General features: G+C 46.6%; 26 protein-coding genes and 1 pseudogene. 5 read left to right on the top strand and 22 right to left on the bottom strand.

All coding sequences use genetic code 11. From position 1 onward, the window contains the following. The first annotated feature begins 75 nt into the window (after window positions 1-75). Window positions 76-792, top strand: a complete 717-nt coding sequence (locus DBQ51_RS03990; RefSeq protein WP_107630837.1) for an EcsC family protein — start codon at window positions 76-78, stop codon at window positions 790-792. Window positions 793-867: 75 nt separating this feature from the next. Here the strand turns inward: DBQ51_RS03990 and DBQ51_RS03985 are convergent, their stop codons facing one another. The 7 genes from DBQ51_RS03985 to DBQ51_RS03955 all read right to left on the bottom strand — a co-directional run bounded on the left by DBQ51_RS03985 (window position 868) and on the right by DBQ51_RS03955 (window position 6,613). Beyond that, on the bottom strand, window positions 868-2,097 hold the full coding sequence (locus tag DBQ51_RS03985) for a tyrosine-type recombinase/integrase (RefSeq protein WP_107630836.1): 1,230 nt from the start codon (window positions 2,095-2,097) through the stop codon (window positions 868-870). A gap of 56 nt (window positions 2,098-2,153) precedes the next feature. Beyond that, the gene (locus tag DBQ51_RS03980) at window positions 2,154-2,372 is read right to left on the bottom strand and encodes a helix-turn-helix domain-containing protein (protein WP_008980528.1); all 219 of its coding nucleotides are present in this window, start codon (window positions 2,370-2,372) and stop codon (window positions 2,154-2,156) included. Window positions 2,373-2,441: 69 nt separating this feature from the next. Beyond that, window positions 2,442-4,295 (bottom strand): MobP3 family relaxase, encoded by a 1,854-nt coding sequence (mobP3, locus tag DBQ51_RS03975; RefSeq protein WP_242977821.1) that lies wholly within the window; start codon window positions 4,293-4,295, stop codon window positions 2,442-2,444. 81 nt (window positions 4,296-4,376) lie between these two features. Continuing rightward, the gene (locus DBQ51_RS03970; protein ID WP_107630834.1) at window positions 4,377-4,796 is read right to left on the bottom strand and encodes a hypothetical protein; all 420 of its coding nucleotides are present in this window, start codon (window positions 4,794-4,796) and stop codon (window positions 4,377-4,379) included. A 187-nt stretch (window positions 4,797-4,983) separates the two neighbouring features. Beyond that, window positions 4,984-5,529, bottom strand: a complete 546-nt coding sequence (locus DBQ51_RS03965) for a helix-turn-helix domain-containing protein (RefSeq protein WP_107630833.1) — start codon at window positions 5,527-5,529, stop codon at window positions 4,984-4,986. Beyond that, window positions 5,526-5,705 carry a DNA-binding protein gene (locus DBQ51_RS03960; RefSeq protein ID WP_107630832.1) on the bottom strand — a complete coding sequence of 60 codons (180 nt, stop codon included), beginning with the start codon at window positions 5,703-5,705 and terminating at the stop codon, window positions 5,526-5,528. Before DBQ51_RS03960 ends, DBQ51_RS03965 begins: the two co-directional genes overlap by 4 nt. 200 nt (window positions 5,706-5,905) lie before the next feature. Then, window positions 5,906-6,613 carry a hypothetical protein gene (locus DBQ51_RS03955; RefSeq protein ID WP_107630831.1) on the bottom strand — a complete coding sequence of 236 codons (708 nt, stop codon included), beginning with the start codon at window positions 6,611-6,613 and terminating at the stop codon, window positions 5,906-5,908. A 198-nt stretch (window positions 6,614-6,811) separates the two neighbouring features. On the opposite strand from DBQ51_RS03955, the gene DBQ51_RS03950 reads away from it, so the two are divergent. The 3 genes and pseudogenes from DBQ51_RS03950 to DBQ51_RS17045 form a co-directional block, all read left to right on the top strand. Continuing rightward, window positions 6,812-7,042 (top strand): helix-turn-helix domain-containing protein, encoded by a 231-nt coding sequence (locus DBQ51_RS03950; RefSeq protein WP_107630830.1) that lies wholly within the window; start codon window positions 6,812-6,814, stop codon window positions 7,040-7,042. Window positions 7,043-7,107: 65 nt separating this feature from the next. Then, window positions 7,108-8,709: an N-6 DNA methylase gene (locus tag DBQ51_RS03945; RefSeq protein WP_107630829.1), complete on the top strand. Its 1,602-nt coding sequence runs from the start codon at window positions 7,108-7,110 to the stop codon at window positions 8,707-8,709. Further along, window positions 8,699-9,193, top strand: a pseudogene (locus DBQ51_RS17045) (restriction endonuclease subunit S); the annotation flags it as partial. The gene DBQ51_RS03945 and the pseudogene DBQ51_RS17045, both read left to right, overlap by 11 nt. Before the next feature lie 501 nt (window positions 9,194-9,694). On the opposite strand, the gene DBQ51_RS03935 reads toward DBQ51_RS17045, so the two are convergent. The 11 genes from DBQ51_RS03935 to DBQ51_RS03890 form a co-directional block, all read right to left on the bottom strand. Then, on the bottom strand, window positions 9,695-11,203 hold the full coding sequence (locus DBQ51_RS03935; protein ID WP_107630827.1) for a recombinase family protein: 1,509 nt from the start codon (window positions 11,201-11,203) through the stop codon (window positions 9,695-9,697). A gap of 89 nt (window positions 11,204-11,292) precedes the next feature. Beyond that, entirely contained in the window at window positions 11,293-11,469 is a 177-nt protein-coding gene (locus DBQ51_RS16790; RefSeq protein ID WP_016306487.1) for a hypothetical protein, read from the bottom strand. A 133-nt stretch (window positions 11,470-11,602) separates the two neighbouring features. Next, window positions 11,603-11,872, bottom strand: coding sequence for a hypothetical protein (locus DBQ51_RS03930; protein ID WP_107630826.1), 270 nt, complete (start codon window positions 11,870-11,872; stop codon window positions 11,603-11,605). Window positions 11,873-12,313: 441 nt separating this feature from the next. Further along, a complete protein-coding gene (locus tag DBQ51_RS03925) occupies window positions 12,314-12,736 on the bottom strand; it encodes an RNA polymerase sigma factor (RefSeq protein WP_154259463.1) in 423 nt (140 codons plus the stop codon). A 451-nt stretch (window positions 12,737-13,187) separates the two neighbouring features. Further along, entirely contained in the window at window positions 13,188-13,649 is a 462-nt protein-coding gene (locus tag DBQ51_RS03920; protein ID WP_107630824.1) for a hypothetical protein, read from the bottom strand. Between the two features lie 7 nt (window positions 13,650-13,656). Continuing rightward, window positions 13,657-14,436, bottom strand: coding sequence for an ABC transporter permease (locus DBQ51_RS03915; RefSeq protein WP_107630823.1), 780 nt, complete (start codon window positions 14,434-14,436; stop codon window positions 13,657-13,659). A 2-nt stretch (window positions 14,437-14,438) separates the two neighbouring features. Beyond that, window positions 14,439-15,224, bottom strand: a complete 786-nt coding sequence (locus DBQ51_RS03910) for an ABC transporter permease (protein ID WP_006874368.1) — start codon at window positions 15,222-15,224, stop codon at window positions 14,439-14,441. Next, window positions 15,217-16,143, bottom strand: coding sequence for an ABC transporter ATP-binding protein (locus DBQ51_RS03905; protein WP_007860248.1), 927 nt, complete (start codon window positions 16,141-16,143; stop codon window positions 15,217-15,219). Before DBQ51_RS03905 ends, DBQ51_RS03910 begins: the two co-directional genes overlap by 8 nt. 135 nt (window positions 16,144-16,278) lie before the next feature. Continuing rightward, entirely contained in the window at window positions 16,279-17,196 is a 918-nt protein-coding gene (locus DBQ51_RS03900) for a sensor histidine kinase (RefSeq protein WP_107630822.1), read from the bottom strand. Between the two features lie 5 nt (window positions 17,197-17,201). Then, window positions 17,202-17,894 (bottom strand): response regulator transcription factor, encoded by a 693-nt coding sequence (locus tag DBQ51_RS03895; RefSeq protein ID WP_002594745.1) that lies wholly within the window; start codon window positions 17,892-17,894, stop codon window positions 17,202-17,204. Continuing rightward, on the bottom strand, window positions 17,887-18,075 hold the full coding sequence (locus DBQ51_RS03890) for a helix-turn-helix domain-containing protein (RefSeq protein ID WP_107630821.1): 189 nt from the start codon (window positions 18,073-18,075) through the stop codon (window positions 17,887-17,889). The genes DBQ51_RS03895 and DBQ51_RS03890 overlap by 8 nt, the downstream gene beginning before the upstream one ends. Window positions 18,076-18,222: 147 nt before the next feature. Between DBQ51_RS03890 and DBQ51_RS03885 the strand changes: the two genes are divergently transcribed. After that, window positions 18,223-18,588, top strand: coding sequence for a helix-turn-helix transcriptional regulator (locus tag DBQ51_RS03885; RefSeq protein ID WP_004064252.1), 366 nt, complete (start codon window positions 18,223-18,225; stop codon window positions 18,586-18,588). Window positions 18,589-18,757: 169 nt separating this feature from the next. Here the strand turns inward: DBQ51_RS03885 and DBQ51_RS03880 are convergent, their stop codons facing one another. The 4 genes from DBQ51_RS03880 to DBQ51_RS03865 form a co-directional block, all read right to left on the bottom strand. After that, a complete protein-coding gene (locus DBQ51_RS03880) occupies window positions 18,758-20,158 on the bottom strand; it encodes a relaxase/mobilization nuclease domain-containing protein (protein WP_456236515.1) in 1,401 nt (466 codons plus the stop codon). 94 nt (window positions 20,159-20,252) lie between these two features. Continuing rightward, window positions 20,253-20,546, bottom strand: coding sequence for a CD1845 family protein (locus DBQ51_RS03875; RefSeq protein WP_242857486.1), 294 nt, complete (start codon window positions 20,544-20,546; stop codon window positions 20,253-20,255). Window positions 20,547-20,676: 130 nt separating this feature from the next. Further along, the gene (locus DBQ51_RS03870; protein WP_074441075.1) at window positions 20,677-22,128 is read right to left on the bottom strand and encodes a hypothetical protein; all 1,452 of its coding nucleotides are present in this window, start codon (window positions 22,126-22,128) and stop codon (window positions 20,677-20,679) included. Beyond that, window positions 22,125-23,261 carry a hypothetical protein gene (locus tag DBQ51_RS03865; protein WP_015552615.1) on the bottom strand — a complete coding sequence of 379 codons (1,137 nt, stop codon included), beginning with the start codon at window positions 23,259-23,261 and terminating at the stop codon, window positions 22,125-22,127. The genes DBQ51_RS03870 and DBQ51_RS03865 overlap by 4 nt, the downstream gene beginning before the upstream one ends. Window positions 23,262-23,390 lie beyond the last annotated feature (129 nt).

Raw genomic sequence — 23,390 nt, 5'->3', positions numbered from 1 at the left:
TACCCCATATAATAACTTTGAAAACAGAACGGGCGCATCCTGAGTTCAGGGAATCAGCCTTGAGGTGAGTGTGTTATGAGCAAAGAAAAGAAAGGTATTTCTCAAGAAGATATCATGGCTCTTCTTGATACTTGCTACGAGAAATGTCTGAATGGCGTGCCCTATGTGAGCCCATCCGTAGAGGAATTGGCCAACGACTATTTAGACAAATATCCCACCAAGCAGCAGGCATGCAAGGCCATGATCAATAATCAAATCATCAAATGCACTACCTCTGGCTTCATTACCGGATTCGGTGGGGTTATTACAATGCCTGTTACCTTGCCTGCTAATATTGGCAGTGTTTTATATGTGCAAATGCGCATGATTGCCTGCACAGCATATATGGCCGGCTTTGAACTGAATTGTGACCAAACACAAACATTTGTATATGCCTGCCTTGCAGGTGTATCCGTAAATGCATTGGTTAAACAGGCGGGAATCAAGTTTGGATTGAAATTCACTAACGGATTGATCAAGAAAATTCCTGGGAAAGTTGTGACCAAAATCAACCAAAAAGTAGGATTTAGATTTATTACGAAATTCGGAAGCAAGGGCATTATCAATTTAGGAAAACTTGTTCCTGGTGTTGGTGCTGTTATTGGCGGAGGCCTTGATTTGGTTGAAACCAAAGTTATAAGTGCTCGAGCGCATAAATGGTTTTTTGAAGGAGACTTCTCTGGCGATCAAGATTCCGCTGATGATGCAGTCGAGATTGTAGCAGATGACTTTGAATGTTCCACAACTTTTTAATCTTTTGATTTATGGTTACCCCCCAAAATTATAAAGTCCAAGGGATGAGATATCGTCCCTTGGACTTTGTTTCTTTTACCCAACTCTCTCGAACGGTATCACCTTGCACCGGCTCTCCTCCGGAGGGTCAGGCGGCTCCGGTTCCGGTTTGGCCGTAGCCGTTTTCATGAAGCCGCCAATCTTTTCCGCCGCACCTCTCTGCATATCATTGGTAATGTGCGTATAGGTGTCGAGGGTAAATCCGGCACTGTAGTGGCCCAGCATGCTGGACAGCGTCTTCACATCCACGCCGCTGGATAGGGCCATCGTGGCGAAAGTGTGACGCAGATCGTGGAAGCGAACATGCTCCTCAATGCCCGCCTTCGCCAGCAGTTTCCGGTTGATCCTGGACACCGCGTCCGGGCTCCAGTAACCGCCGGTGCGGGGCGACGGGAACAGGATGGGGCTGTCTGGGTGCTGTTCATGCTCTCGCACCAGCAGGGCCACCGCCTGCTGGGACAGTGCCACCTTGCGGACGGAGTTCTTGGTTTTCGGCTCCGTCACCACCAGTTCCCCGTCGATGCGGGTGACCTGCTTGCTCACCGAGAGGATTCGGTCTTTCACATTCAGGTCATCCCACTGTAGTGCCAGCAGCTCTCCACGCCGCAGGCCGCTGGATAATTCCAGGAAGAACATGGGTAGGACGCCGTACTTCTCCGCCTCGCTAAGATATACCCCCAGCTTCTCCGGCGGGATGATGGCCATCTCCTTTTTCTCCTTGGGCGGGATGCGGCAGTTGTCGCAGGGGTTATAGGGAATGATCCGCTCCTTGACCGCCTGCTTCAGCGCCGAGGACAGCACCATGTGGATGCGCCGCACCGTACTTCCAGACAGGGCCGTGTCAGTCTTTTTTTCGAATCGCTGCACCCGCCCATTGGTTTTAGAATCGTTGTACATCTTCTGGATCTGGATGGCGGTGAGTCGCTTGAGTTTTACTCCTCCGATGGCCGGTACGATGTGGTTTTCGATCATGTTCTCATAGGTCTTTGTGGTGTTGGGGCGGATCACAGGCTTGCTGTAGGTTTCAAACCACAGCCTGCACCACTCCGCTACGGTATAGTCCTCGTTGTGGTTGACCGGTATGCCCCGGTTATCCCGGATGGCTTTCGCCAGTTTCTCTTTGCACTCGGCCTGCGTCCGGGCGGACACGCTTTTCTGAATGGCGCGGCCGGTGCTGGGGTCGATGCCCTGGGTGTATCGGCCCTCCCAGCGGCCGTTGGGCTTTTTCCGGATGCGGCCCTCGCCGTTTGCTCGTTTCTTTGCCATTGTTCATCCCTCCTTTTGCAACACAAACAAATACCACAGAATTTTTGAAATAGCCACTAAAATATTTCCGTCTTTTTAGCCGCCTGCTCATCGATCCACGCCATGAACTTATCACGGGGGACAATGATCCGGCTGCCCAGTGTGATGGTGGGGAAATCCTGCCGGTGGGCCACCTCGTAGGCGTGGGCCAGCCCGATGCCCAGCACATCGGCCACATCCTGCACGGTCAGCATCAGGGGGAGTTCATTGAAAGAGTTGTACTTGGATCGTTTCATTGGATTCCTTTCTACCCTTCTCGTGGAAGGGATTTTATTCTTTGTTTTGCGGCTCATATTCTGCGCCGCTTACATGGTCATCTCAGGCCACTGCTCCTCGTGATCGTCCGGCTTGTGGCCCATAGCGATCTTCTTCTCCTGAATCTTCCGCCTGAGTTTTCGATCCACCTGCTGGCCCGTTTGGACGGCAGACGGCACAGAGATGTCCTGGAAGATCCGGCTCATGTGATAGAGCAGCCGGGTGACCGCCAGCATCACAGAGGGCGGGCGGAGATCGTTCCTCTGCTCCAAAAAGAACTGGGCATACTGATTTCCCTGGGCGGCGGAGCGGCTGAACCACGCCATCGCCTGGGCCTGATTTTGGAGACAGCCCTGTCCCATTAGGTACAGCTTGCCCAGCATGTACTGGGCGTACTGGTTGCCCGCCTCCGCCGATTTGGTGAACCAATCCGCCGCTCTTGTGGTGTCCTTGTTGACAGCGTTTCCCTCCAGATACTCTTTGCCCAGGCGGTAAGCGGCGAATTGACTTCCGTTTTCCGCTGCCTGTTTCAGCCAGCGGATGCCCTCGTCCGGGTCCCGCACCTCCCAATCGTCAGAGAGGAACAGTTTGCCAAGGGCATACTGCGCTTCAGGCAGGCCCTGTTTCGCTGCCTGAGTGAGCCAGTGTTTGGCCTTGCGGTTGTCAGGGATCAGCAAAGGGCCGTCCCGGTAGAGTTGTCCCATTCGGTATTGCGCATAGGCGTCGCCGCGCTCCGCCACCTGTTCCAACTTCTCTGCCGCCCGGTCACGGTAGTCCAGAGAAATGTCCTCATTCCGAATGATTCGCCACAGTTCCCGGCAGGCTTGGGATTCATTCCGCGCGTGTTCCGGTTCATCCGTTTGAGATATACCATCGTCCTCGAAAGAGATCTCGCCCAGCCGGATGTACTCCGCTTCCTGGATGACAGCGTTTTTGAGCTGCCGGAACTCTTTCTCCTGGGACAGCTTTTTCCGTTCTCTGGGTTTGTCGTGGTAGTAGCTCTCCACCTCGCCCTGGAGCCTGCACCACTGGTCGTAGCACGTACGAACCACTGGCAGCTCCTCCAGCTTGTCCACCACCTCATCCACTGTTTTCTTTACAGACTTGGGAAAGTAACCGTAGGACTTTTTACCCTTGACCTTTTTCAGCTGTTTGGCCAGCTGCTCCATCTTCTGTTCGATTTCAGGAGCTGTACAGATGCTTCGTGTCATCTCCTGAGTGAGCTGCCGGATCGTGCGGCGGGCCTCCCGCACCAGCTCATCTCGCGACTGTGACTTCTGCTCATAGGTGTGGAGCATCTCCTGTTTGAAGATCTGATTGGTGAGCGTGGATTTGATATTGCGGATGCCATCCCGCGTGAGATATGCTTCTCCCGGCTGTGTCGACCATGCCATCATGTGGACATGGGGATGCTTGCCCTCATCGTGGAAGGCGGCATACCAGCGGAAGTGATTTGGTTGGATGTTCATAGCGGCGGCGACTTCATTGCGATTTGCTCGGAGCAGGTTTCGCCATGCTTTGGCATTGTCATATCCAAGACGCACAGCGTCCTCACGCTTCAGTGAGAGGATATGCGTCCACACATTCCCGTTGTACTGATCCAGTTCTTGCATGGCTTGTTCCAAATCCACAGTCTCCTCATCACCAAAGAGCCCGTGGTCACCAAGTCGCTCCGCGCGAGGCCGAGTGGCAATGTACTTCATGTAGCCATCTGATTGCTGCACTTGAGACCAGTTCTCCTCCAGTGCTCGGGTGATAAAGACAGAGGCATTGGCCTTGGTGGGCTTGTCTTTGTAATCGGAATACTCACCCAGCTCCCTGGCCTCCGGGAAATCCTTTGTCAGCTTGGTGATGAGTTGCTCCTGCTTTCGAGTGGGCGGACGGTCATCTGGGATGATCTCCACCCGTTCCCGTGTGCCGATGTACCTCAGATAGCCGCTGACCGAACTGCTGCCTCCGCCACTTGAGATAAGGGCTTTTCACGATCAATCCTGCCACTCATCGTCCTCCTCCCAAGCATCACGCACCCGTTGCTCCAGCGAGATGCGGCCATTGGTTTTCCGTACATTTTGAACGCTCTCCGCCCGCCGTCGGCGCAGATCCTCGCCGCTGAACTGATACGCGTCGGCGAGGATACCGGCCACCATGTCCTGCTCTACCGCCTGTCGGAAAGCGATGGAGGACAGCCGCTCCTCCAGCAGTCCCATCCTTCCGTCCAGGTAGGACTTGATGGAGGTGGGGAGGAACAGTCCGGCGTTGTTGGCGCTGAGGTAGTCCAGATAAAAGTCCACCGCCCGCTCAATGAAGGCGGTGATGCTCCGGCTCCCGTCCTCCTGATATCGGCGCTCCAGGATAGCCTTTTTCTCCGGTGACAGGTAGAGTGGGAATTTCTCTTTTTTGCTCATAATGTTTTCCTTTCCGGGGGTTGACCCCTGTTTTTTCCTTGTGGCAGTAGGCTTTCGGGGATTGTGACCGCAGAGATGATGTCACAGCCCGGATTTTGACCCCATTTCCAATCCCCGCAAAAGCCCCCGCAACTGCCCGCACTGCGGGCAGAGGTGCTTCTGACGGGGGCGCTTGCGACCCCGTCGTTTATCCTGCTTTTTCTTTCGTCCCCGGAAGTACCTCTGAAAGCGGGCCAAATTGGGCTTCCAACCCCGGATTGGTACTGGGACTCCCTTCCTCTCCGAAAGGCGTACACAGGGCGTTCTGGGGGCTTTCGCAGGCCAATTCTGCGAGGTGTTCCGCCGCCCTTTGACGGGCGGCATCCTCCTCCAGTTGCTGGAACTGCCGCTCGTAGAACAATTCGATTGCCGCCTGAATCGGACGGATGGTGTAGAGCAGATTTCCGTTGAGGGGTCTGCCGTCTTTGCTCCGCACCATTGTCGGCTCGGTGCGGATGAGACCTTTCTCCTCCAGGCTGCGCACATACTTGCTCACGGTGTTCTCGCTCATACCCAGCGCCTTGCCGATGGTCTTGTAGCTGGGGTAGCACTGGTAGGTTTCTCTGTCCTCGATGCTCAGCAGATAGCAGTAGATAGAGATCTCCGGGTAGCTGAGACCGATGTGAAAAACTTCGTTAGGGACCTTGAAATAGTTTTTGTCGGGATCTCGTTTGGGCCACTGTTGGAACTTCATATAACACCTCCTGTATGCTCCTCCATCCACTGAATGTACTTTTCTTTCGGCACCACCATGCAGTTGCCCACACGCAGCACCGTGAAGTCCGGTTGGTGCATCAGTTCATACCTACTGGACAGTGATACGCCCGGCACCTTTACCTCAACGTAGCTCTTGTAGACAGATTCTCTCATGTTGACCATCTCATTCTCAAAACTCCCTCTACTTCTTTAGCCGCAAACATTTGCATGTGACATAGTTTTGACATATCCTTTGGATGGTGTCTGAGTTGTCTCTCTACTTGTATTGGGGAAAATACATCCCACTGACATACATTTGACAGAAAAACGGAGCGCCTGCTTTGTCGCAGACGCTCCGTTTGAGGTTGGATTATTTACTTTTGTGCTGGTTTCAGCAGCCGGCATGTTCCCTCCGCCTCGTCCCGTTCTTCCAGCAGAGAGGCCAGAGCAGAGAAGAATTTCTTTTGCTGATAGTCCACGCTGCCACGGTTCAGCTGATGGGATTCCGCATACTTGCGGATGGACAGGCCATCCACGAATCGCTCCCGGAAATAATCCTGGTATGCAGCCAGCACCGTTTTCAGGGCATCGTCGAGAAACTGCAGGTCCTCTTTCAGCTTGGCGAAGTCACTTTTAGTGATGGCGGCGAATCTCTTTTCCTTTACGCAGAGGCGATATTTGTTCCGGTCGAAGTTGTAGTGCTCACAGAGATCTTTTGCGTATGCGTAGTAGGTAAGAGATTGCTGATAATCTCGGGAGTCATAAGCTTCATCCAGTTTCCAATTTTTTCGTTTACGAACCGGTCCCCGAAAGCCCTCTTCCTCCAGCCGCTCTATGGCTTCCCCTGAGATCTTCATATTGAGCATTCGCTTATACTTATCTTTCCGTTCTCCGTTCACTTCGATAAAAGCACAGAAGGACTTTTTGCTGGAGGTATAGTACTTGGGGACATCCGCGAAGGGATAGGTGGTCCAGATGACACTTTCCTCGCCGGTGTCGGCGTCGGTGGCCAGAGAGATTACATAGACCACCTTTCCATCATACCGCCGGTAGTACCCGGCGCTGATCCGTCTGCCCGCCATGGCCGCACCTCCTCGCTTTTCTGTTTTCAGTATAGCGGAGTACAAGACTTCTGTAAATGGCGGAGTAGGCAGTTAAAAATTTCAATTTAATTTTGAAGATTTGGCCGTCTTGTTGAAATCTCAAAAAATACTTGATATGATACTACATACATAATTGACCTAAGAGAAGATGCTATTACGAAGAGCGGAGGATTCAAAATGGCATACTCGTATAACCGTCTTTGGAAATTGTTGATCGATAAGAAGATCAACAAAACAACTCTGCGCCGAGAGGCTGGCATTACATCCAATGCCATGGCAAAGCTGGGCAAAGATCAGCCGGTCAATATAGAAGTCCTGGCAAAGATTTGCTGCGTCCTTGATTGCACAATAGATGATATTATGGAAATCATTCCGGATACAAGTATTCAAAACTCAGATATCTCTTAATGATACATCCCTGTTGAGAGTAGGAAAGAACACTATTACAAAGCTGCAAAGGAAGGTATTACCCCATGGCAAGGAAGAAAGCCGAAGAAACTTTGAATTTAGATGCGATCCTTTTTAAGTGCCGTGATATTCTGCGCCAAGCGCGCAATTCCGGTTCATTTTTTGAAAAACGCGACATGATGCTGACACTTGTGTTTCTGCGCTTTATTGGTGAAAAGTTTGAAGACGGGATCGAGCACCTGCGCCAAACACTGATTGCACAAGGCCTTGATCCCGATGACGAAGAAATCCAGGCGGCATTTTTTGACGATGCTACTTTTACGGACGGTACCTATAACCTGCCTGTGGAAGCACGCTGGTCCACCATTATCAATACACCAGCTCCAAAGCTGAATGTTGCATTGGATTCCGCCCTGCACAGTCTGGCTGTCACCAATAAACAACTCAAGGGCTGTTTTGTTGAGGGCACATTTACCACCCGCAACCTTGCGCCCAATGATATTAAGAAGGTTGTAGATGAAGTCAACAAGATCAGCCACAAAACTTTTGGCGAAGAGAAAGATCTGATTGGCCGGGTATATGAATACTTCCTCAAAGAATTCGCAGTAAATGCCACCAAAGAGGAAGGTGAATTTTATACTCCTCACGATGCGGTTCAGTTGATTGCTGCCATGATCGAACCCTTTGATGGTACGCTCTATGATCCTTGCTGCGGTTCCGGCGGCATGTTTATTCAGAGCGCAGACCTTGTGAAAGAAAAGCAGGGCGATATCAGTCGTATCAACATTTATGGACAGGAAAAAGAGCCTGCAACCTATCGCCTGGCGAAGATGAACCTTGCCCTGCGCGGCCTTAGTCATCATATGGGTGAGGAAGCGGATTCCACCTTTACTCATGACCTGCACAAAGGCCTTTATTTTAACTATATCATGGCAAATCCCCCCTTCAACCTGAAGGGGTGGTATAACGAGAATCTGAAAAACGACCCGCGCTGGGCAGATTATTCCACGCCGCCGGAAAGCAATGCCAACTACGCCTGGATTCTGCACATTCTTTCCCACCTGAAGCCTCTTGACGGTGTGGCTGGTTTCCTTCTGGCAAACGGCGCTTTGGGCGACGGCGACACACTGGAAATTCGGAAAAAGCTAATCCAGAATGATAAGGTGGAAGCCATTATCATTCTCCCTCGCGAGCTGTTTATCACTACGGATATCAGCGTTACCCTATGGATTCTGAACCAGAACAAAAAGGGCGGAGCCTATCACGGAAGAACACTGCGCAATCGGGAGCATGAAATTCTGTTTATGGATTTGCGCACTTGGACAGAGAATCCAGTCAAAGGCGAGGGCAAAAAGAAAGTACAGCTGATAACTGAGCAAATCGAAAAGGCTGCCGAAATCTACCACACCTGGCAGAACGACGGGACAAATGGTACCCAATATGCGGTGCCGGAGTTGTACCGCAGTGTCGACATGAAAGAGATCGAGAAACAGGGATGGAGCCTGATTCCCAGCAAATATATTGAGTTCATCGACCATGACCTGGACATTAATTTCCAAGCAGAAATGCGGCGGATTCAGGAAGAAATGAAAGCTGTCATGCAGCAGGAAAAAGAATCGCAGACCATGCTGATGGACGCTTTCAGGGGGATTGGTTATGAACTCTAATCACAAAACATCATTTATGAACGTCCTAAGAGTGAGGCTTGGAGATTATATAACACGCTCCACTGAAAACAACCGTAATTTGAAATACGGTATCGAACTAATAGAAGGTGTTACAAATGAAGGCGTTTTTGCGGCTCCAAAAGGGAATCCCTTAGATGTGGATTTGAAACCGTATAAGATCGTAAATAACGGTGCTTTCGTTTATAATCCTTCTCGACTGAATTTAGGTTCCATTGCTTATCGTACTGACGGTATGTGTATTGTTTCCCATCTGTATATTGTTTTCTACTTGAATGATATAGGTAGGAAAAAAATAGATCCAGACTGGCTATTCATGTATTTTCGGCGGGAAGAGTTTTACAGAGAGGTGACATTTCGGAACTTCGGAAGCCAACGCCCGGAATTTAATTTTAATGACATAAGTGACATCACGATTCCGCTTCCCGATATATCGATTCAACGGCAATATGTGGCTATCTATAAATCCATGGTGGCCAATCAGCAAAGCTACGAGCGTGGGCTGGAAGATTTGAAAATTGTTTTTACTGGATTTATTGAAGAACTCCGGAGGAAAGAACCACTTTATAGAATTGGAGATTTTATCTCTCCATATAATCAAAAAAATGTGGATGAAGCTATAACTCTTGAACAAGGGATTAATATTGAAAAGCGTTTTATTACTCCCCAACGGTCAAATTCGAATTTAAGAGGAAGAAAGATTGTTCGTCATGGACAATTTGCGTATTGTACGCAACTGAACAATGAAAATGTGGCAATAGCATATCGTGAAGGTAGTGACTGCGTTGTATCTTCCGTGTATGATGTTTTTGAAATTACCAGAAAAGAGGAACTGTTGCCGGAATACCTTTTGATGTGGCTTATAAGGCCTGAATTTGGACGCTATGTATATTGGGCATCTGAAACATCGGTGTACAAGGGGTACAAACAAGATAAAATAGAAATGAGGGGCGATAGAGCGGAAATGTCAGATTTTCCACTCTATCTGAACACGGTCGCTGGTGGCCTTGATCGTAGAGATCAAACCATCGGCGGCTTTTCTTTTGTCGTCAAAATCTATGCTGTCCCAGTTGTCGAGATAATAGGACAACTTCTTTATCTGTTGGGGCGATATGGTTTCAACACTCAATTCGGCGATTGCCTTTGAAATGGTCTGGCGTCGGGTGTCCAGTTCTTCAATTTTTTTGTTAGCGTAGGCAAGCAAGGTCGCATTGGCTCCGGTCAGCGTATCCAGCAGCTTTTCAATTTCTGCCTCCACCTGTGCCAGCTCCACTTGATAGGCGGTCAGTTTCGGATTGACTTTTTCCTCTCTGCCGTGGAGTATCTGAAAGTCTTTGAATTTCTCCTGCATGGCCGAGAAAATGAATTGCTCAAATTCTTCTTTGCGGATTTTCCCGCAGCCCGGACAGCCTTTATTTTCCGTCCGTTTGGTACAGCGGAAATACCCGGTGCTGTTTGGCACATGGGTGGCTTTCAGCGCATACCCACAATGACCGCATTTGATTTTTCCGGCCAGCCAAGTGTTCTTCGGTTTCCGTCCCTGCTGGAAGGTGGTATTTGCCATAAGTTTTTTCCGGCATTTCAGCCATGTGTCAGAGGAAATGAGTGCTTCATGGGGAGCGATAACAAGTATCTGGTCTTTTAAGCACCTGTCCTTGTCCTCCTTCACATCCCGCCCCTGATAGAGATAGCAGCCGTTTGTTCCGGCAAAGTCAGAAGCGTCATTGACAATCGCTGCGCCCTGACTCTTGAAAAATTCGTACAGCTCCAAGTCGGCCTGTGCATAAACGGGGTTTCGCAAAAGCTGGGAAAGAAAACTCCGAACCATTGACTTCTCGTAAATCTTGATACCCTGTTCCTCGAAGTATCGGGTAATATCTCCGAAGGAGGTTTCCGGTTCAGCGTACATTTCAAACATCAGCCGTACATGGTCGGCGGCTATGGGGTCGGCAACCATTTTCTTTGTACGGATACCCTCTACCACAGTAGGCTCTAACTGATAACCGTATGGTGCCTGTCCGCTCATGTGGAAACCTTTCAGACACCGGGAATAGTAGGCGTCTGTGACACGCTTCTGAATTGTCTCACGTTCAAGCTGGGCGAATACAATGCAGATATTCAGCATGGCCCGGCCCATCGGGGTCGAAGTATCAAACTTTTCCGTGGAGGATACAAACTCCACATCGTACTCTTGAAACAGCTCCATCATCGTTGCAAAGTCCAGAATAGAGCGGCTTATACGGTCCAGCTTGTACACGATGACCCGCCGGACCTTTCCCTTGCGGATTTCGCCCAGCAGTTTTTGAAATTCCGGCCTGTCCGTGTTCTTGCCGGAATAACCTTTGTCCTTGAATACCCGGCAGCTCCCACCTTTCAATTCATACTTGCAAAAGTCGATCTGACTTTCAATGCTGATACTGTCCTTGCGGTCTACTGACTGTCTTGCGTAAATACAATCTTCTCTGATAAATTCCATATTGGGCTCCTTTCCTTGTTGGAATGGAGCTACCAACCTTACAACTATATTATACCATCAGCAGCCCCGGACAACAATGTTGCGAATGATTAGGGAAATCTGTCTCCATATTTGCTGAACACCTCGTAAAGACAACGCTCAATTTCTTTTCTGCGCTGTTCTTTCTCCTTCGGGGGAAGTACCGGCGTGAGGCTTTCCAGCACAATGATCTTCCCTTGAAATGCGACAGACTTTGTTTCTCGTTCATAAGCGACAGTTTGCGTCATTGAAAACCTCCTTTGCGAAAGTGCGTGTATATGCCAGCCTTTCCCACTTGTCCCGTGGGGAAATGTCAAAAGACGGCACCCAGCAGGTGCCGCCCTTTGAGCTTTCTCCACTTCGGGTCGATGTGGCCCGAGGTCAGTAAGGACTGGAATGGTACTTTTCTTTGGCGTCCTCCACGCTATTGAGGTCAAATACTTCATAAAGCTGCCCCACAACACGCTGTATATCCTTCTTTGAAAATCCGCAGTCCTCCATTGCCATAATGACATAACCGCGGCAGGCGTCATTGCTCCATTCGTCAGGTTCCAAGCCGGGGATCATTCCAAACGCATTTCCCATAAAGTGCTCCTTTTTTGAAAAGATGGGGAGCCACGCCGGATCGGTTGGCCTATCATCAGACAGCATTGCCGGGAGCTCCCCATAGGTTTTCACTTCATTTCAGACACATCGGACGGACATAGGCTTCATGCCCCATAGTATTTCAACTCTCCCCATTCTGATGGCAAGGCGTTCTCATTGCCTGCGACGGCTCACGGCTTGCAAGGCCGCTTCAACGCTCGGACTGTGACTAAACGCAAGTATCCGGGTTCTGCGCCTGTTCCGGTGGAGCCAGCCTTGCCCCACCTATGGCATGGACCTGTTCGCTCGCTCAGTTTTACAAAGACTGTATTCTCTGAAATCCGAGGTCATGGCGGATCTGTCACACAGCGCGTTCCCCTTCGTATCCGGGTGTCTTTTTATTCAATTTTCAATCTGCATGAGGCTTGTCTGAACCTCGGGTCATTGTGACCCGAAGTGTTTTACCTCTCATAAGCCATTTCATTTTCCGGCCTAAATCGGTACGCCTTACAAAGAATTTTTCAAAATTTTTTCTAAGCGCCGCAGACCTCGCTCGATTGCGACACGAACCACTTTTTCATGGACGCCCTCTGCCCGGGCAATATCCTGTTTGGTCATGCCGAGAATGAAATGAGCGTAAATCCGTTTTGCCTGTTTGTTCGGCAGACTGGCAATCGCTGCATGAAGCTCCTGCATGGTCACTTTCCGCTCATACAGTTCATGGGGAGATAAGGCGACAAAGAGAGCTTCATGCTCCAGCCCGTCATCCCGATCAAGGGAATAGTAGGCTTTGTGGCGGTATGTACGCAGCCGGTACGCAGCCTCTTTACGATCAAACTCTTTGAACATTTCTGCAACTTCTTCCGATACTTCCATGAAGCAATCCGATGTATAGAATGGGTAATAGTCCCGCAAATTGATAATAGCCATATTGACCTCCGTTTCGGTTGTTGGTTGACGAGTGACCGAAACGAAGGCGGCGGGGAGCGGCACCGGGGAATGGCTTCGGGCCAACATGACCCGAAGCAGCCCCATAAGAACGCAAAAGCGCCCGGGCGGCATGAAGCCACACGGACGCATGAAATGACATGATAGTTAAGGTTCCAACAAATTTCGCATACATAGCCGGAATAACCCGGAGGGGGAGCTACGCTTTTTTTAGCTGGTGTAGGTCATGGGTACTGTGAAAAAAGACAAAAATAGACACGGCGGCAATCCTCCTATATGCCGCCGTGAATTTACACGGTGTTAGGTCGTCGTTGGTTTAGAGTAGACGAAAAGAAACGGCGGCTCTGAAAATCAAAGCCGCCGCTTCATAGGCGCGTGGAAATGTGTCTGCTATACGACGGCTTTTTTTCTTTTGCCGTCGTCCGGCAGAATGTTATTCAATATTCAATTCAATGTTTCCAGTAAAGTCCTCACACTCAATGCCGATATAATTTCCACCATCAGGAAGTGTAATTGTGTCGCTATAAGTTCCGGTTGCTTCAATCAAAGTGACTGCTTCATCAGATCCAGAAATCCAAAATACTTTTGCAGTACCTTCCGTAATCTCCAAAGTGCAATCAATAGACAATTCCTTACCGGCTTCTCTCTTTATGGAAGTTCCTCCGAACAAATACTCTGTATCTGAAAAATTCTCATAATCAGCCGTATAAGTTCCCGTATAATCATCAATCCCTTTTTCTTTTGTTCCTTCCAAAGATAACTTTCCTGTAAGTTCTATGGCTCCAGCCGACTGAACGATATTATTATAATGATCGAGAATTTCATCTTTTGAACAGCCAGAAATCATAAAACTTCCCAAAAGAACAAATGCCAATGCTAAAACTATTTTCTTCATAAAATCATCACCAGCCTTTCTTTGGTGCTACCTTTTTGGCCTTTTTCTTTGTTTGGGTTGCTTCTCGCTCTTTCATGCACAAAATCAAGATGGCAGAAATAACAACAGCAAGCACAAGACTGCAAGAACAGGTTCCGATATTCCAGTTGACTGCGGTATCATAGCTACGGTAGCCTACCATTCCGAGACTTGCGGTAATCGGATAAAGGTTTGCTAATGTCATATTTCCTGCGGCAAACATCCCTCCATATCCATAGACAAAAGAAATGATTACACCGACTAAAAAGCTACCTGCCCTCCGACAAGTAAGAGCGATAATCGGTAGAACCGCAAGATATAAAAAGAAATTAACCGCGGTAATCTGCAAGATCGCTTTTAGTGCTAAGGAAATTTCAAAGCCGGGAAATCCCACAATCATTTCTGTTATGATTGTAAACAGGCTGCATATCAGCCCGAAAATAATAGACAATACGCCGCACACAATCAATTTTCCGGTCAGCAGTTTCTTAAAAGAGATCGGCACAGTCAGAATATTTTTCAATGTGTCATCCGTCTGCTCACGAGAAATCATATATCCAGCAATTAGGCTGATACACATCGGAAAAATCATGGACATATTGTTTTTGATGACCTGTTCTGTAAGATAGGCGAAATCCCAAACGGAACCATCATTCGCCATAGAGGTAAACAAGGTCAGCAGGACGGATAGGAGCATGAGCGCAACGCCCGCCCAAAGGATATGATACCTTTTCAATTTATAAAATTCTGTTTTTACAATGCGAACCATGTTTATTCCCCCCTCTGCTTATATAATCTGTCAATCAGTAAGAACGAAACTAATGCCATGATCCCAAGAATGAATACAACTTGAAATGTTGAAGGAATTAGCCCTGTCATTTGCTCCAAGTCCATTTTTATTCCATGAGCCGCCATATCTCCCGCACTCCAAAATGTAGTCAGTGGCGTGGGCAGAAGCCATAACATGGTTTTAGGCAGTGTGTCAAACAATGCCGTAGCACTCATGTTCAGAACGCTGTAAAAGACACACAGCAAAATGGAAAAAACATAGGTCTTACTGAAAAAGACAACAAGGACAATCAACGGGAGTGTTCCTGCCGTAATGAAAATTCCTGTTTCAACTGCTAAAAACAATTTATAGCCTATTCCATAAACTTCTAATGTTCCAAATCCGCAAAGAATTGTTGCAATGGTAGAAGCCACACAAAAAACAATTCCAAAAAGAAACAGGACAATAATCTTTGCAAGTACCATTTGCGTGCTGGTTACGGGAATTGTACGCAGATTTTTGAATGTATCGTTGTCGCGTTCCATAAAAAACAGGATAGCGGCAATCACACCGATAATGCAGGGCAGTAAAAACTGGATACCATATCCCAACACCATATTAAAAAGTCCGTCGAAAGCATCTGCCTGATCCGTATATCGCTCCATCATAGAAGGCGTTGTCATCAGATAAGTCAGCGGGATTGGAAACAGGAAAGCAGCCAGAATAATCAGCGGAATAAATTTCTTCCGTTTCAATTTCAAAAATTCGCATTTGATTAGTTTAAGCAATTCCTTCGCCCCCTGTCACACGCTTGAAGTAATCTTCAAGACTTTCCTCACAAGTATGCGCCTCCGATACCTCCAATCCGTTTTCTACAAAGGCAGTTACAATTTTCCCAACAGGCAGATCAAGGTTGTGCAGGCGCAGATTGTGGTCGTCCTGTATAGAGAAATGATTTTCATGGAAATTGCGTTCCAAAATTCTTGCCGCCTGTGCAGTATCCGAAAGCGTAAAACGGATATGCTTACTGCTTTTTTGCTCCAGCTCAGCAAGGCTTTCTTCTTCCAGCAATGCGCCGTGGTCGATAATTCCAATATCGTCAGCCAGCAAGGAAATCTCCGAAAGAATGTGACTGGAAATCAAAATGGTTTTTCCTCTTGCGTCGCAAAGCTCCCGAATAAAGGAGCGTACTTCTGCAATACCGATGGGATCGAGACCGTTGATCGGCTCATCCAAAATTAAAAGTTCCGGATCGTGCATAACAGCAAGAGCGATGGCAAGCCGCTGCTTCATACCAAGAGAATACTGTGAAAAGAGCTTTTTATCTTTGTAGGGCAGTCCTACCAAATCCAGAGCGTCTTTGATGGCATGATTGTTTGGTACGCCCCGCAGGGTAGCAAAGATACGCAGGTTCTCTGTGCCGGTCAGGTTGGGATAAAAGCCGGGGGACTCGATCAGACTGCCAATACGGGGCAGCAACTTCTTTTCATTCCCCTGTAAAGACTTTCCCCAGATTTTGACCTCTCCGGAAGTCGGCTTCGTTAAGCCCAACAGCATTTTCATGGTAGTGGTTTTTCCGGCTCCGTTTCTGCCCAACAGACCATAAATTCTCCCACGCTTCACATGGATATTTAAGTCAGCCACACTCTTTTGAGAGCCGTATTGCTTCGTCAGATTTTTTGTTTCAATGATGTAATTTGTATCCATATTCAAAACCTCCTGTTCTGTAAGGTATTCTATCACGCCAACCTTGCATTAACCTTGCCGCAACCTTGCATTAACCTTGCAATTTGAAATCCGGCAAAAATGACAAAGGTTCCCGCCATAAAGACGGGAACCCGCTTAAATCTCCAAAGGAAAAAGCAACATAAATTCAGTTCCTTCTCCCGGAAAACTTTCAACTGTTATGCTTCCACCCATCTTTTCTACAAGCTGATGGACAATAGAAAGGCCAAGTCCGCTTCCTTTTTCAGACCGTCCTTTGTCACACTTATAGAGCCGTTCAAAAATGTGTTTCAAATCTTCCTTCTCAATTCCCACTCCATTATCCGCCAGCAGCAACTCCATGTTATTTTCCTTCTTTGACAGGGCAATTTTGATTTTGTCTGCATGGCTGTGAGCGATTACATTTTGAATGAGATTATTGACAATCCTCATATAGCTGTCCATATCCAATCTTACCCGGACAGGCTGTTCGGGAATATCAATGTCATACTCAACCTGTTTATCCTCAAAAATCGGTATCCAGTCAATGAGGATATTTCTTGTCAGCTCTGCGGCCTCAACACTCTGGATCTCCAAAGCAAACTCGTTAGAATTTAACTTGAACCAGTCAAAGAGTACATCAATATATTCTTTCAGATCATGGGCTTTCCGGCGGGCGGTTTCAATATAATCATCCCGGTCTTTTCCTGTGACCAGCCCTTTGTGTGCAGCGTCAAGATACCCAATCAGAGTAGTAAGGGGCGTTCGCACATCATGGGAAAGGCTCGTCATAAGCTGGCGGTTGGTTTCTTCTGTCTGCCGTACAATCGAAAGTCTGCCTTCATAGGACACAACGATTTCATTGATTTCATAGGCAAGAGGTGCGGTCAGTTCATTTGTTGCAGACAGAATACGCCGGTTGCCATTTCCGTTTTTCACATCAACCAGTGCATCGGTCATTTCTGCAATTTGCTTTTTTACGCGCCGAACGAGAACGATGGAAGTCAATACAGCCACAACAGCAATCACAATGGACAAGAAAACGATGATTTCCATACCAGCTACACCTCCTTATTAAAACGGTAGCCAATCCCTTTGACCGTTTGTATATATTTTGGGCTTGAAGGATTGACTTCTAATTTTTTACGAAGCCGGCTGATAATCGCCATAATGTTACTGTCATCATAGAAATATTCTTCGCCCCAAACTTCCTCATAAATCTGCTGTTTTGTCAAAATTTTCCCTTGATGTTTTGCACAGTACAGGAGCAGATCAAATTCCTTTGGCGGAAGTTCAAAAGTGCCATTTTCCGTCGTAACAGAACGATTTTCAAGGTCAATTTGCAATCCATCAAAATCCAGTTTTTGCACAGCTCCGGCTTGATGATTAAAGCGGGTGTAGCGGCGAATGAGGGACGCAATACGGGCAATCAGTTCGTCCATATCAAACGGTTTTGTCAGATAATCGTCCGCCCCGGCCCGTAAGCCACGCACTTTAGAAATGCTGTCATTTTTGGATGTAAACATCAAAATCGGCAGGCTGTTCTCTTTGCGGATTTCTTCCAGCGTTTCAAAGCCATCCATACCGGGCATCATCACATCCAGCACTACAAGCTGATACTCCTGCTCTTTTAATTTCTGCAAGCCCTCTTTTCCGGTATTACAAAAATCAGCTTCTATGTTTTCTGCTTGTACGCTGCGTTTAATCAAAGCGCACAGTTCTCTGTCATCATCTATAATCAAAATTTTATTCATGGCGCAGCTCCTTCCCTTGTCTTGTCCGCCCATCAATCGGCTTCTCCGCAGTTTTAGGGATCAGCCAAATACCAGCCATTTTCACAGCGCCGGAGATACGCCCTCCGGCGCAATAATAGTTTACACGTCGAGGTGTCACGCCCCACTTTTCGGCGGCCTCTTTCAATGTCATATAGTCCATTTCGCACCTCCACAGAATACATTATAGTTCTTTATCTCGAATAGTACAAGTTGGAGGCTGCACATTGATGAAATGAAATACTACTTTGTGTAAAATCTCATTACATTCTCATAATCCGACCCGAAATGTACAATGATATAGGGTGATATGAGAATGAACCAAGATGAAAGAAGGTTTGACTTTCACGGCCTCGGAGCAGCTCTCAAACGAGCCAGAGAAGAAAAGGGTTGGACACAAGCCTATGTTGCGGAATTAGTAGACCGTGACTCCCGTACCATTATGAATATTGAGAACAAAGGTCAATATCCCAGCTTCGACCTTTTTGTTAAACTCATTACCATGTTTGACGTTTCAGTTGACCAGTTTATTCATGCGGACGGAGGCGCAAGATCAAGTTCTTGCAGAAAGCACATTGATGTGCTTCTAAACTCCATGAATGAAAAAGAGCTTGTCGTGATAGAAGCCACAGCCGAGGGCATTAAGAAAGCCAGAGAAACGGAGGTTCCAGAATAAGGGCCTCTGTTTTTTTGCGCCATTTTAGGGGCTGCTGCTAAGTGGCAAGCAATGCCTCTGTGGCCACAAGTGGCACAAAGGCGGCTTGTTGGGGCTCGCCCCAAACCCGTATCTTCGGGCCAACATGGCCCGAAGTGTCAGCGTCGCTTTGCTCCTTATTTTCATAACCTTAACGCTCCTTTTCCTGCTTTCTTCCCGGCTCGGTGTAGCCCATCAAAGTGTCAATGTTCGCCTTGATCGTGACGATCTCCTGCATATCCCGTCGTGCCTTCTGGTATTCTCCATAGAGCTGTTTTTTCTTTGCTGTGAGCTTGCGGTCTTCTTCCTTCAGCACATCCATTTTGGGGAGCTTCGCTCCGCCCAACAGAGAGCGCATTTCCGCTTGTGCAGCCCGGTACAGTTCAAGGTCGGCTTCATGCTCCGCAAGAAATTTCCGGCTGTACTTCGTCGCCTTATACTGCTCAAAGACAGGTCGGGTTTTGGCATACTGAACCGTTGCGGCTTTTAGCCCAGCATTGGTTTTCATGGCCTGTTCTGTCTGCTTGATCTGCTCGGAAATGGCATGGAAACGGTCTGCTGCCTCGGTGGCTTTCTGTGCCAACTGCTCATAATCGGTCAGGCCATTGTCCTGTATATAGGCAAGGGCAGCAGCCATCTGCTTAATGTTAAATACCTTCGCCCAGCGCTCATATCCCGGTCCCTTACCGGCAGCCAGCTTCGCTTGAATATCCACCGCCAGACTGATTTTCCGCTCCGAGTGTCCGGGGCGTTTTTCTTTGCCCTCAATGGCGGTCAGAATATCTTGCAAGTCGTAGCCGTCCCCCAGCGTGGAGGCACGCAGACGGGTAAAGCGTTCCTGTCCCTGCCCGGTCAGCCGGAAGCTGATACCGCCGCCCCGAACCTTCTTGACCTCATATCCGGCCCGCTTCATCAGATTGAGAAATTCATCCAGATCATCGGGACGCTCCGCCAGCGCAGTATCAATGGCGAGGCGCAGCCTGTCCTGATAGGAAAGCGGTCCTTTTCGTTCTTTCTGCCATTCTCCATAATTCCGATACTTACCCTTGCTCCGGGGCTTCGGGTTCTCTACAATGGACAGCCCGTTTTCAAGGCACAGTCTGTCGGAGAGCCGACGGAGAGCGAAGCTGGAACCCCAAAAGTTTTGGAATTTCCGGGTACAGTCAAGGGTGGTAGAGTTGTAATAGATGTGACAATGGATGTGCTGCTTGTCGGTATGTGTGGTAACGATAAAAGCGTGCCGCCCCTTCGTCCAGCTCATAGCCAGCTCATAGCCGATACGGTTCGCCTCCCTCGGGGTGATTTCTCCCGGATAAAAGGATTGCCGTATCTGATAGCACAGCACATCATTGGCCTTTTTCTGTTCCCGGCCCGTCATGGCGGCATAGCTGGCCTTCGTCAGAAGAAACTCGTCCGCCACGGTGACGGGGTCGCACTCATAAGCGGAGATATACTTTCCGCTTTCTGTTTTTTCCGGATTTTTGCCATAGTCCAGACAATCCCGGATGGCCTCGGCAATCGTTTCGCCTTCGCCCGCATGGCGCTGCAACAAAGTTGTGGTAGCCAGAAATCAGCCCTCCCTTCTATGAAAAAAGGGCGGCCTGTCCAGACCGCCCCGACTTCGGGCCAACATGGCCCGAGGCTGCTTAACTTGCCAGAAACCGATACAGAGCAGACTTGCCTCCGTCCAGAGACCAAAGCAGAGAACCAGCCGCCGCTTGCAGCCCATACGGCGAAAGGAGGAAGGCGAGGAACAGAAATACAATCCCTCCTATGGGCGTCGGCGTGAAAAAAAGAGCGACACCCAGCACCGCCAGGATCACAGAGGCAATCGTCAGCAGGACGGCACAAATATCAAACAGGAACACCAGCAGAGCCGCCAGAAGGGACAACGCTAAAGCAAAGGGAGCAACCAATATTTTCAGCAGTATCTTCATCATCAAAACCTCCTTTATTCTTTCTATCTCTATTTTATCATGCCTACCCGGGGACATAAATGTTGCGAAAGATTAGTGAATCCTGTCCTCAATTAACAAACAGGGAGAGTACAAATTGTACTCTCCCTGTTTGTTAGTTGTTTCGGCCTTCAATTGCACGATTCTTAATTTCTATCAGTTTTTCATGTTCAAGATCATAAATGCTTGCAAAAAAGATTTGATTGTCGCATAGTTCGGTGCTTACTAAGTTTTCAATTAGCTTCATATTGTCATCATCTAACTCTTTTCCCTTGGGAGAATCCAATACGATAAACAATTTTGTGTCCATGCTTTCTTCTATAACCTTTAAAAAAGCCACTTTGAAAGCAAATACCATTTTTTGCAGAACTGCACCCGAAAGCGATTTTAAGTCTGATGTAAAGATGAAATCCTCTTTGGCTACCATTTTATCATCAACATTAAGCTGGGTTGCATATTCTAAAACATATTTATAAATTTTCGATATGTAAGAATTTTGATTTTTAATCGTTCGTTTTATTTCGGCTTTAACATGCTTCAAATCGCTCTTTGTTTCATCTAAAAGCTGTTCAACTACGGTCTGATCAATATTAAAATTGGCAAGTTGCTTATTAACAAGGGTATCTTTTGATTCAGCAGAAAACATGCTTATTTGTGCATTTTTGGCATGATATTCACTTAGTTTTACGTCATAAGAGGAACGTTCACGTTTTAACTTTTCTATGTTGGTCACTATAATGCTTCTGTGCGCTCGTAAATATTCATAATTTGCTGTCGAATTCAGCAATGTAGTCCTGTTTACCGGAATTATAACATCATCCTGTTTCACAGATAAATTCATTGAATCAATATAGTCGAAGAATTGCTTTTCTTTAAGAAGAACAGAGTTAATTTCTTTTAAAGCATTTTTTTCATTTTCAAGTTTGATGTTACAATACGCTATTTTTTCGTTGAGTTCTTTTTCTATGTCTGAAATGAATATTTCTCCGTTTTGCTCATAAACTTGCTCACTCAATTCTTGTATATTCAGCATTGCCAAATATTTGTCTCTGTTTAGTTCGAGTGTGGTTTTCTTTTCGATCAAATCATCTATATCAATTCCATTTAAGCCCGCAAGTAATTCCTCAATGCTAAATTTTATCTTTCCAATGACGGTTCCACGATTTAGAAGTGTCCATCCTTTGTCTTGATCAACATACATAAACCCCAATAAATTTTTTAAAACTTTGATGTTTTCATATTTAAAAACAAACGACAAAAAACTCATATGTTGACTGGGAAGTGTGAACTCAATGCGACTGTTTTCGGAGAAAAGTGTAAGCAAATTATTTTCCCGAGTGGCAGTATATTTTTGCCCTTTTTCAGAAAATGTTATCTCCGTAATAATATCTTCATATTTAATTCCACGCATATTAGGAATTGGATACCCCAACGCATAAAATAGAAGTCTAACAAATGTAGATTTTCCTTTTGTGTTGGTCTTAGAATAAATCAGATTTCTCTTTTCTGAAAAAGTGTCTAAATTTTCTATCATACCTTCTCGTAATAGAAGTTTCTCTATAATCATGCTTTCACCCCGACTGCGCTACATACCTTTTGGACTACTCTGTTGCTTGTAAGTATTCTATATAAAAATACTTTTGTTAGATATTCTGTTAGTTCATTATCGCCATTACTCAACATTACAAATTCGTCTCTAAATTCATCGCCGTGTTCTTTAATAAATTCAAGTTCTGGTTTTTTAATTGCTTTCCCTATTGATTGATTTTTAAATTGCGCATAGCGTTGCAAGACTTTGTTGGTAAATTCGTAACGTGCATGATAGAAACTTTTCGGATCATTCATGACGCGTTCAACCTCTTTTTTTATAGACTGGTCCGGCAAAAACGATAAACAATCATCAATATCCGGAAAATTCCCATCAACCAGAAAAGCTACAATTGGCCAAGTAAAATCTTCTTTCAAAATCTTCTTGTTTTTATTCTCATCTTTTATGGTAGAGTTGTGTTCAAAATTCAGTTGCCAGTGCTCCAATAACTTTTGTTTTATGGAAATGGCATCATCTCTTGTTAATCCGATGGTATCTGTCAAAAAACTTAAAACGGAATCGCCAATAATGGTATATCTGTTTTTTTCGTTACCGTAATACGGATATATTGTTGATATATATAAATTCTCTTTGTGGAAATTCTCAACTTTTTCTTTTATTTGTTCCAATTTTCTGATTTTCAGAGGATCTTTTTCTTTTTTTATTTTTTTTGCAATGTTTTTTGAGATTGAAAGGATGGTATCGTCAATCTCTTTCTGTATTCCCGCTAAGCAATCATTGTACGGGATAATACTATTGTTAAAAAAATTTGGAGCCGACTTAAATGTATCAGGTATATTAGAAATGTACACCAATTGGTTGTCTTTATACGGATTACGTGCTAACGATATTATGGCATCTTTAAATTTTTCCTTTTGGTCTTTGATGGTTGTGCTATCTTGTGCAGATTTCGCCTGTGCAAAAACCTTTCGTTCATCAATCAAAGTAATTTCAATATCTTGAGATATGGATTCAATTTTAATATCTGCTGCATCTGGCATATACTTTAAAAAAAGAAAAATGCCTGCATTTGCTTGAAAATTCCAACCAAAAGAAGATGCAGAAGCATCATTACTAAACTGGCATATATCCTCATTTAAATATTCACTCATCAAATCTCACCAACTTTCGATAGATATTTTCATTTTACCATATTGCGGTAAATTTTTCTATCATACAATACAGTGAGAATAAAAAGACGAGGGCGGCAAGCCCCACAACGGAAGCCTGCCGCCCTCGTC

This window comes from Agathobaculum massiliense (assembly GCF_900291975.1).
In the GTDB taxonomy this organism is placed as follows: domain Bacteria; phylum Bacillota; class Clostridia; order Oscillospirales; family Butyricicoccaceae; genus Agathobaculum; species Agathobaculum ammoniilyticum.
The sequence above is the reverse complement of the archived record's forward strand: the minus strand, read 5'-3'. Positions and strand labels throughout refer to the sequence as shown.

Coding starts and splice junctions, on each gene's coding strand:
- DBQ51_RS03990 (WP_107630837.1), top strand. CDS start 76: ATGAGCAAAGAAAAGAAAGGTATTTCTCAAGAAGATATCATGGCTCTT.
- DBQ51_RS03985 (WP_107630836.1), bottom strand. CDS start 2,097: ATGGCAAAGAAACGAGCAAACGGCGAGGGCCGCATCCGGAAAAAGCCC.
- DBQ51_RS03980 (WP_008980528.1), bottom strand. CDS start 2,372: ATGAAACGATCCAAGTACAACTCTTTCAATGAACTCCCCCTGATGCTG.
- DBQ51_RS03970 (WP_107630834.1), bottom strand. CDS start 4,796: ATGAGCAAAAAAGAGAAATTCCCACTCTACCTGTCACCGGAGAAAAAG.
- DBQ51_RS03965 (WP_107630833.1), bottom strand. CDS start 5,529: ATGAAGTTCCAACAGTGGCCCAAACGAGATCCCGACAAAAACTATTTC.
- DBQ51_RS03960 (WP_107630832.1), bottom strand. CDS start 5,705: ATGAGAGAATCTGTCTACAAGAGCTACGTTGAGGTAAAGGTGCCGGGC.
- DBQ51_RS03955 (WP_107630831.1), bottom strand. CDS start 6,613: ATGGCGGGCAGACGGATCAGCGCCGGGTACTACCGGCGGTATGATGGA.
- DBQ51_RS03950 (WP_107630830.1), top strand. CDS start 6,812: ATGGCATACTCGTATAACCGTCTTTGGAAATTGTTGATCGATAAGAAG.
- DBQ51_RS03945 (WP_107630829.1), top strand. CDS start 7,108: ATGGCAAGGAAGAAAGCCGAAGAAACTTTGAATTTAGATGCGATCCTT.
- DBQ51_RS03935 (WP_107630827.1), bottom strand. CDS start 11,203: ATGGAATTTATCAGAGAAGATTGTATTTACGCAAGACAGTCAGTAGAC.
- DBQ51_RS16790 (WP_016306487.1), bottom strand. CDS start 11,469: ATGACGCAAACTGTCGCTTATGAACGAGAAACAAAGTCTGTCGCATTT.
- DBQ51_RS03930 (WP_107630826.1), bottom strand. CDS start 11,872: ATGCTGTCTGATGATAGGCCAACCGATCCGGCGTGGCTCCCCATCTTT.
- DBQ51_RS03925 (WP_154259463.1), bottom strand. CDS start 12,736: ATGGCTATTATCAATTTGCGGGACTATTACCCATTCTATACATCGGAT.
- DBQ51_RS03920 (WP_107630824.1), bottom strand. CDS start 13,649: ATGAAGAAAATAGTTTTAGCATTGGCATTTGTTCTTTTGGGAAGTTTT.
- DBQ51_RS03915 (WP_107630823.1), bottom strand. CDS start 14,436: ATGGTTCGCATTGTAAAAACAGAATTTTATAAATTGAAAAGGTATCAT.
- DBQ51_RS03905 (WP_007860248.1), bottom strand. CDS start 16,143: ATGGATACAAATTACATCATTGAAACAAAAAATCTGACGAAGCAATAC.
- DBQ51_RS03900 (WP_107630822.1), bottom strand. CDS start 17,196: ATGGAAATCATCGTTTTCTTGTCCATTGTGATTGCTGTTGTGGCTGTA.
- DBQ51_RS03895 (WP_002594745.1), bottom strand. CDS start 17,894: ATGAATAAAATTTTGATTATAGATGATGACAGAGAACTGTGCGCTTTG.
- DBQ51_RS03890 (WP_107630821.1), bottom strand. CDS start 18,075: ATGGACTATATGACATTGAAAGAGGCCGCCGAAAAGTGGGGCGTGACA.
- DBQ51_RS03885 (WP_004064252.1), top strand. CDS start 18,223: ATGAGAATGAACCAAGATGAAAGAAGGTTTGACTTTCACGGCCTCGGA.
- DBQ51_RS03875 (WP_242857486.1), bottom strand. CDS start 20,546: ATGATGAAGATACTGCTGAAAATATTGGTTGCTCCCTTTGCTTTAGCG.
- DBQ51_RS03870 (WP_074441075.1), bottom strand. CDS start 22,128: ATGATTATAGAGAAACTTCTATTACGAGAAGGTATGATAGAAAATTTA.
- DBQ51_RS03865 (WP_015552615.1), bottom strand. CDS start 23,261: ATGAGTGAATATTTAAATGAGGATATATGCCAGTTTAGTAATGATGCT.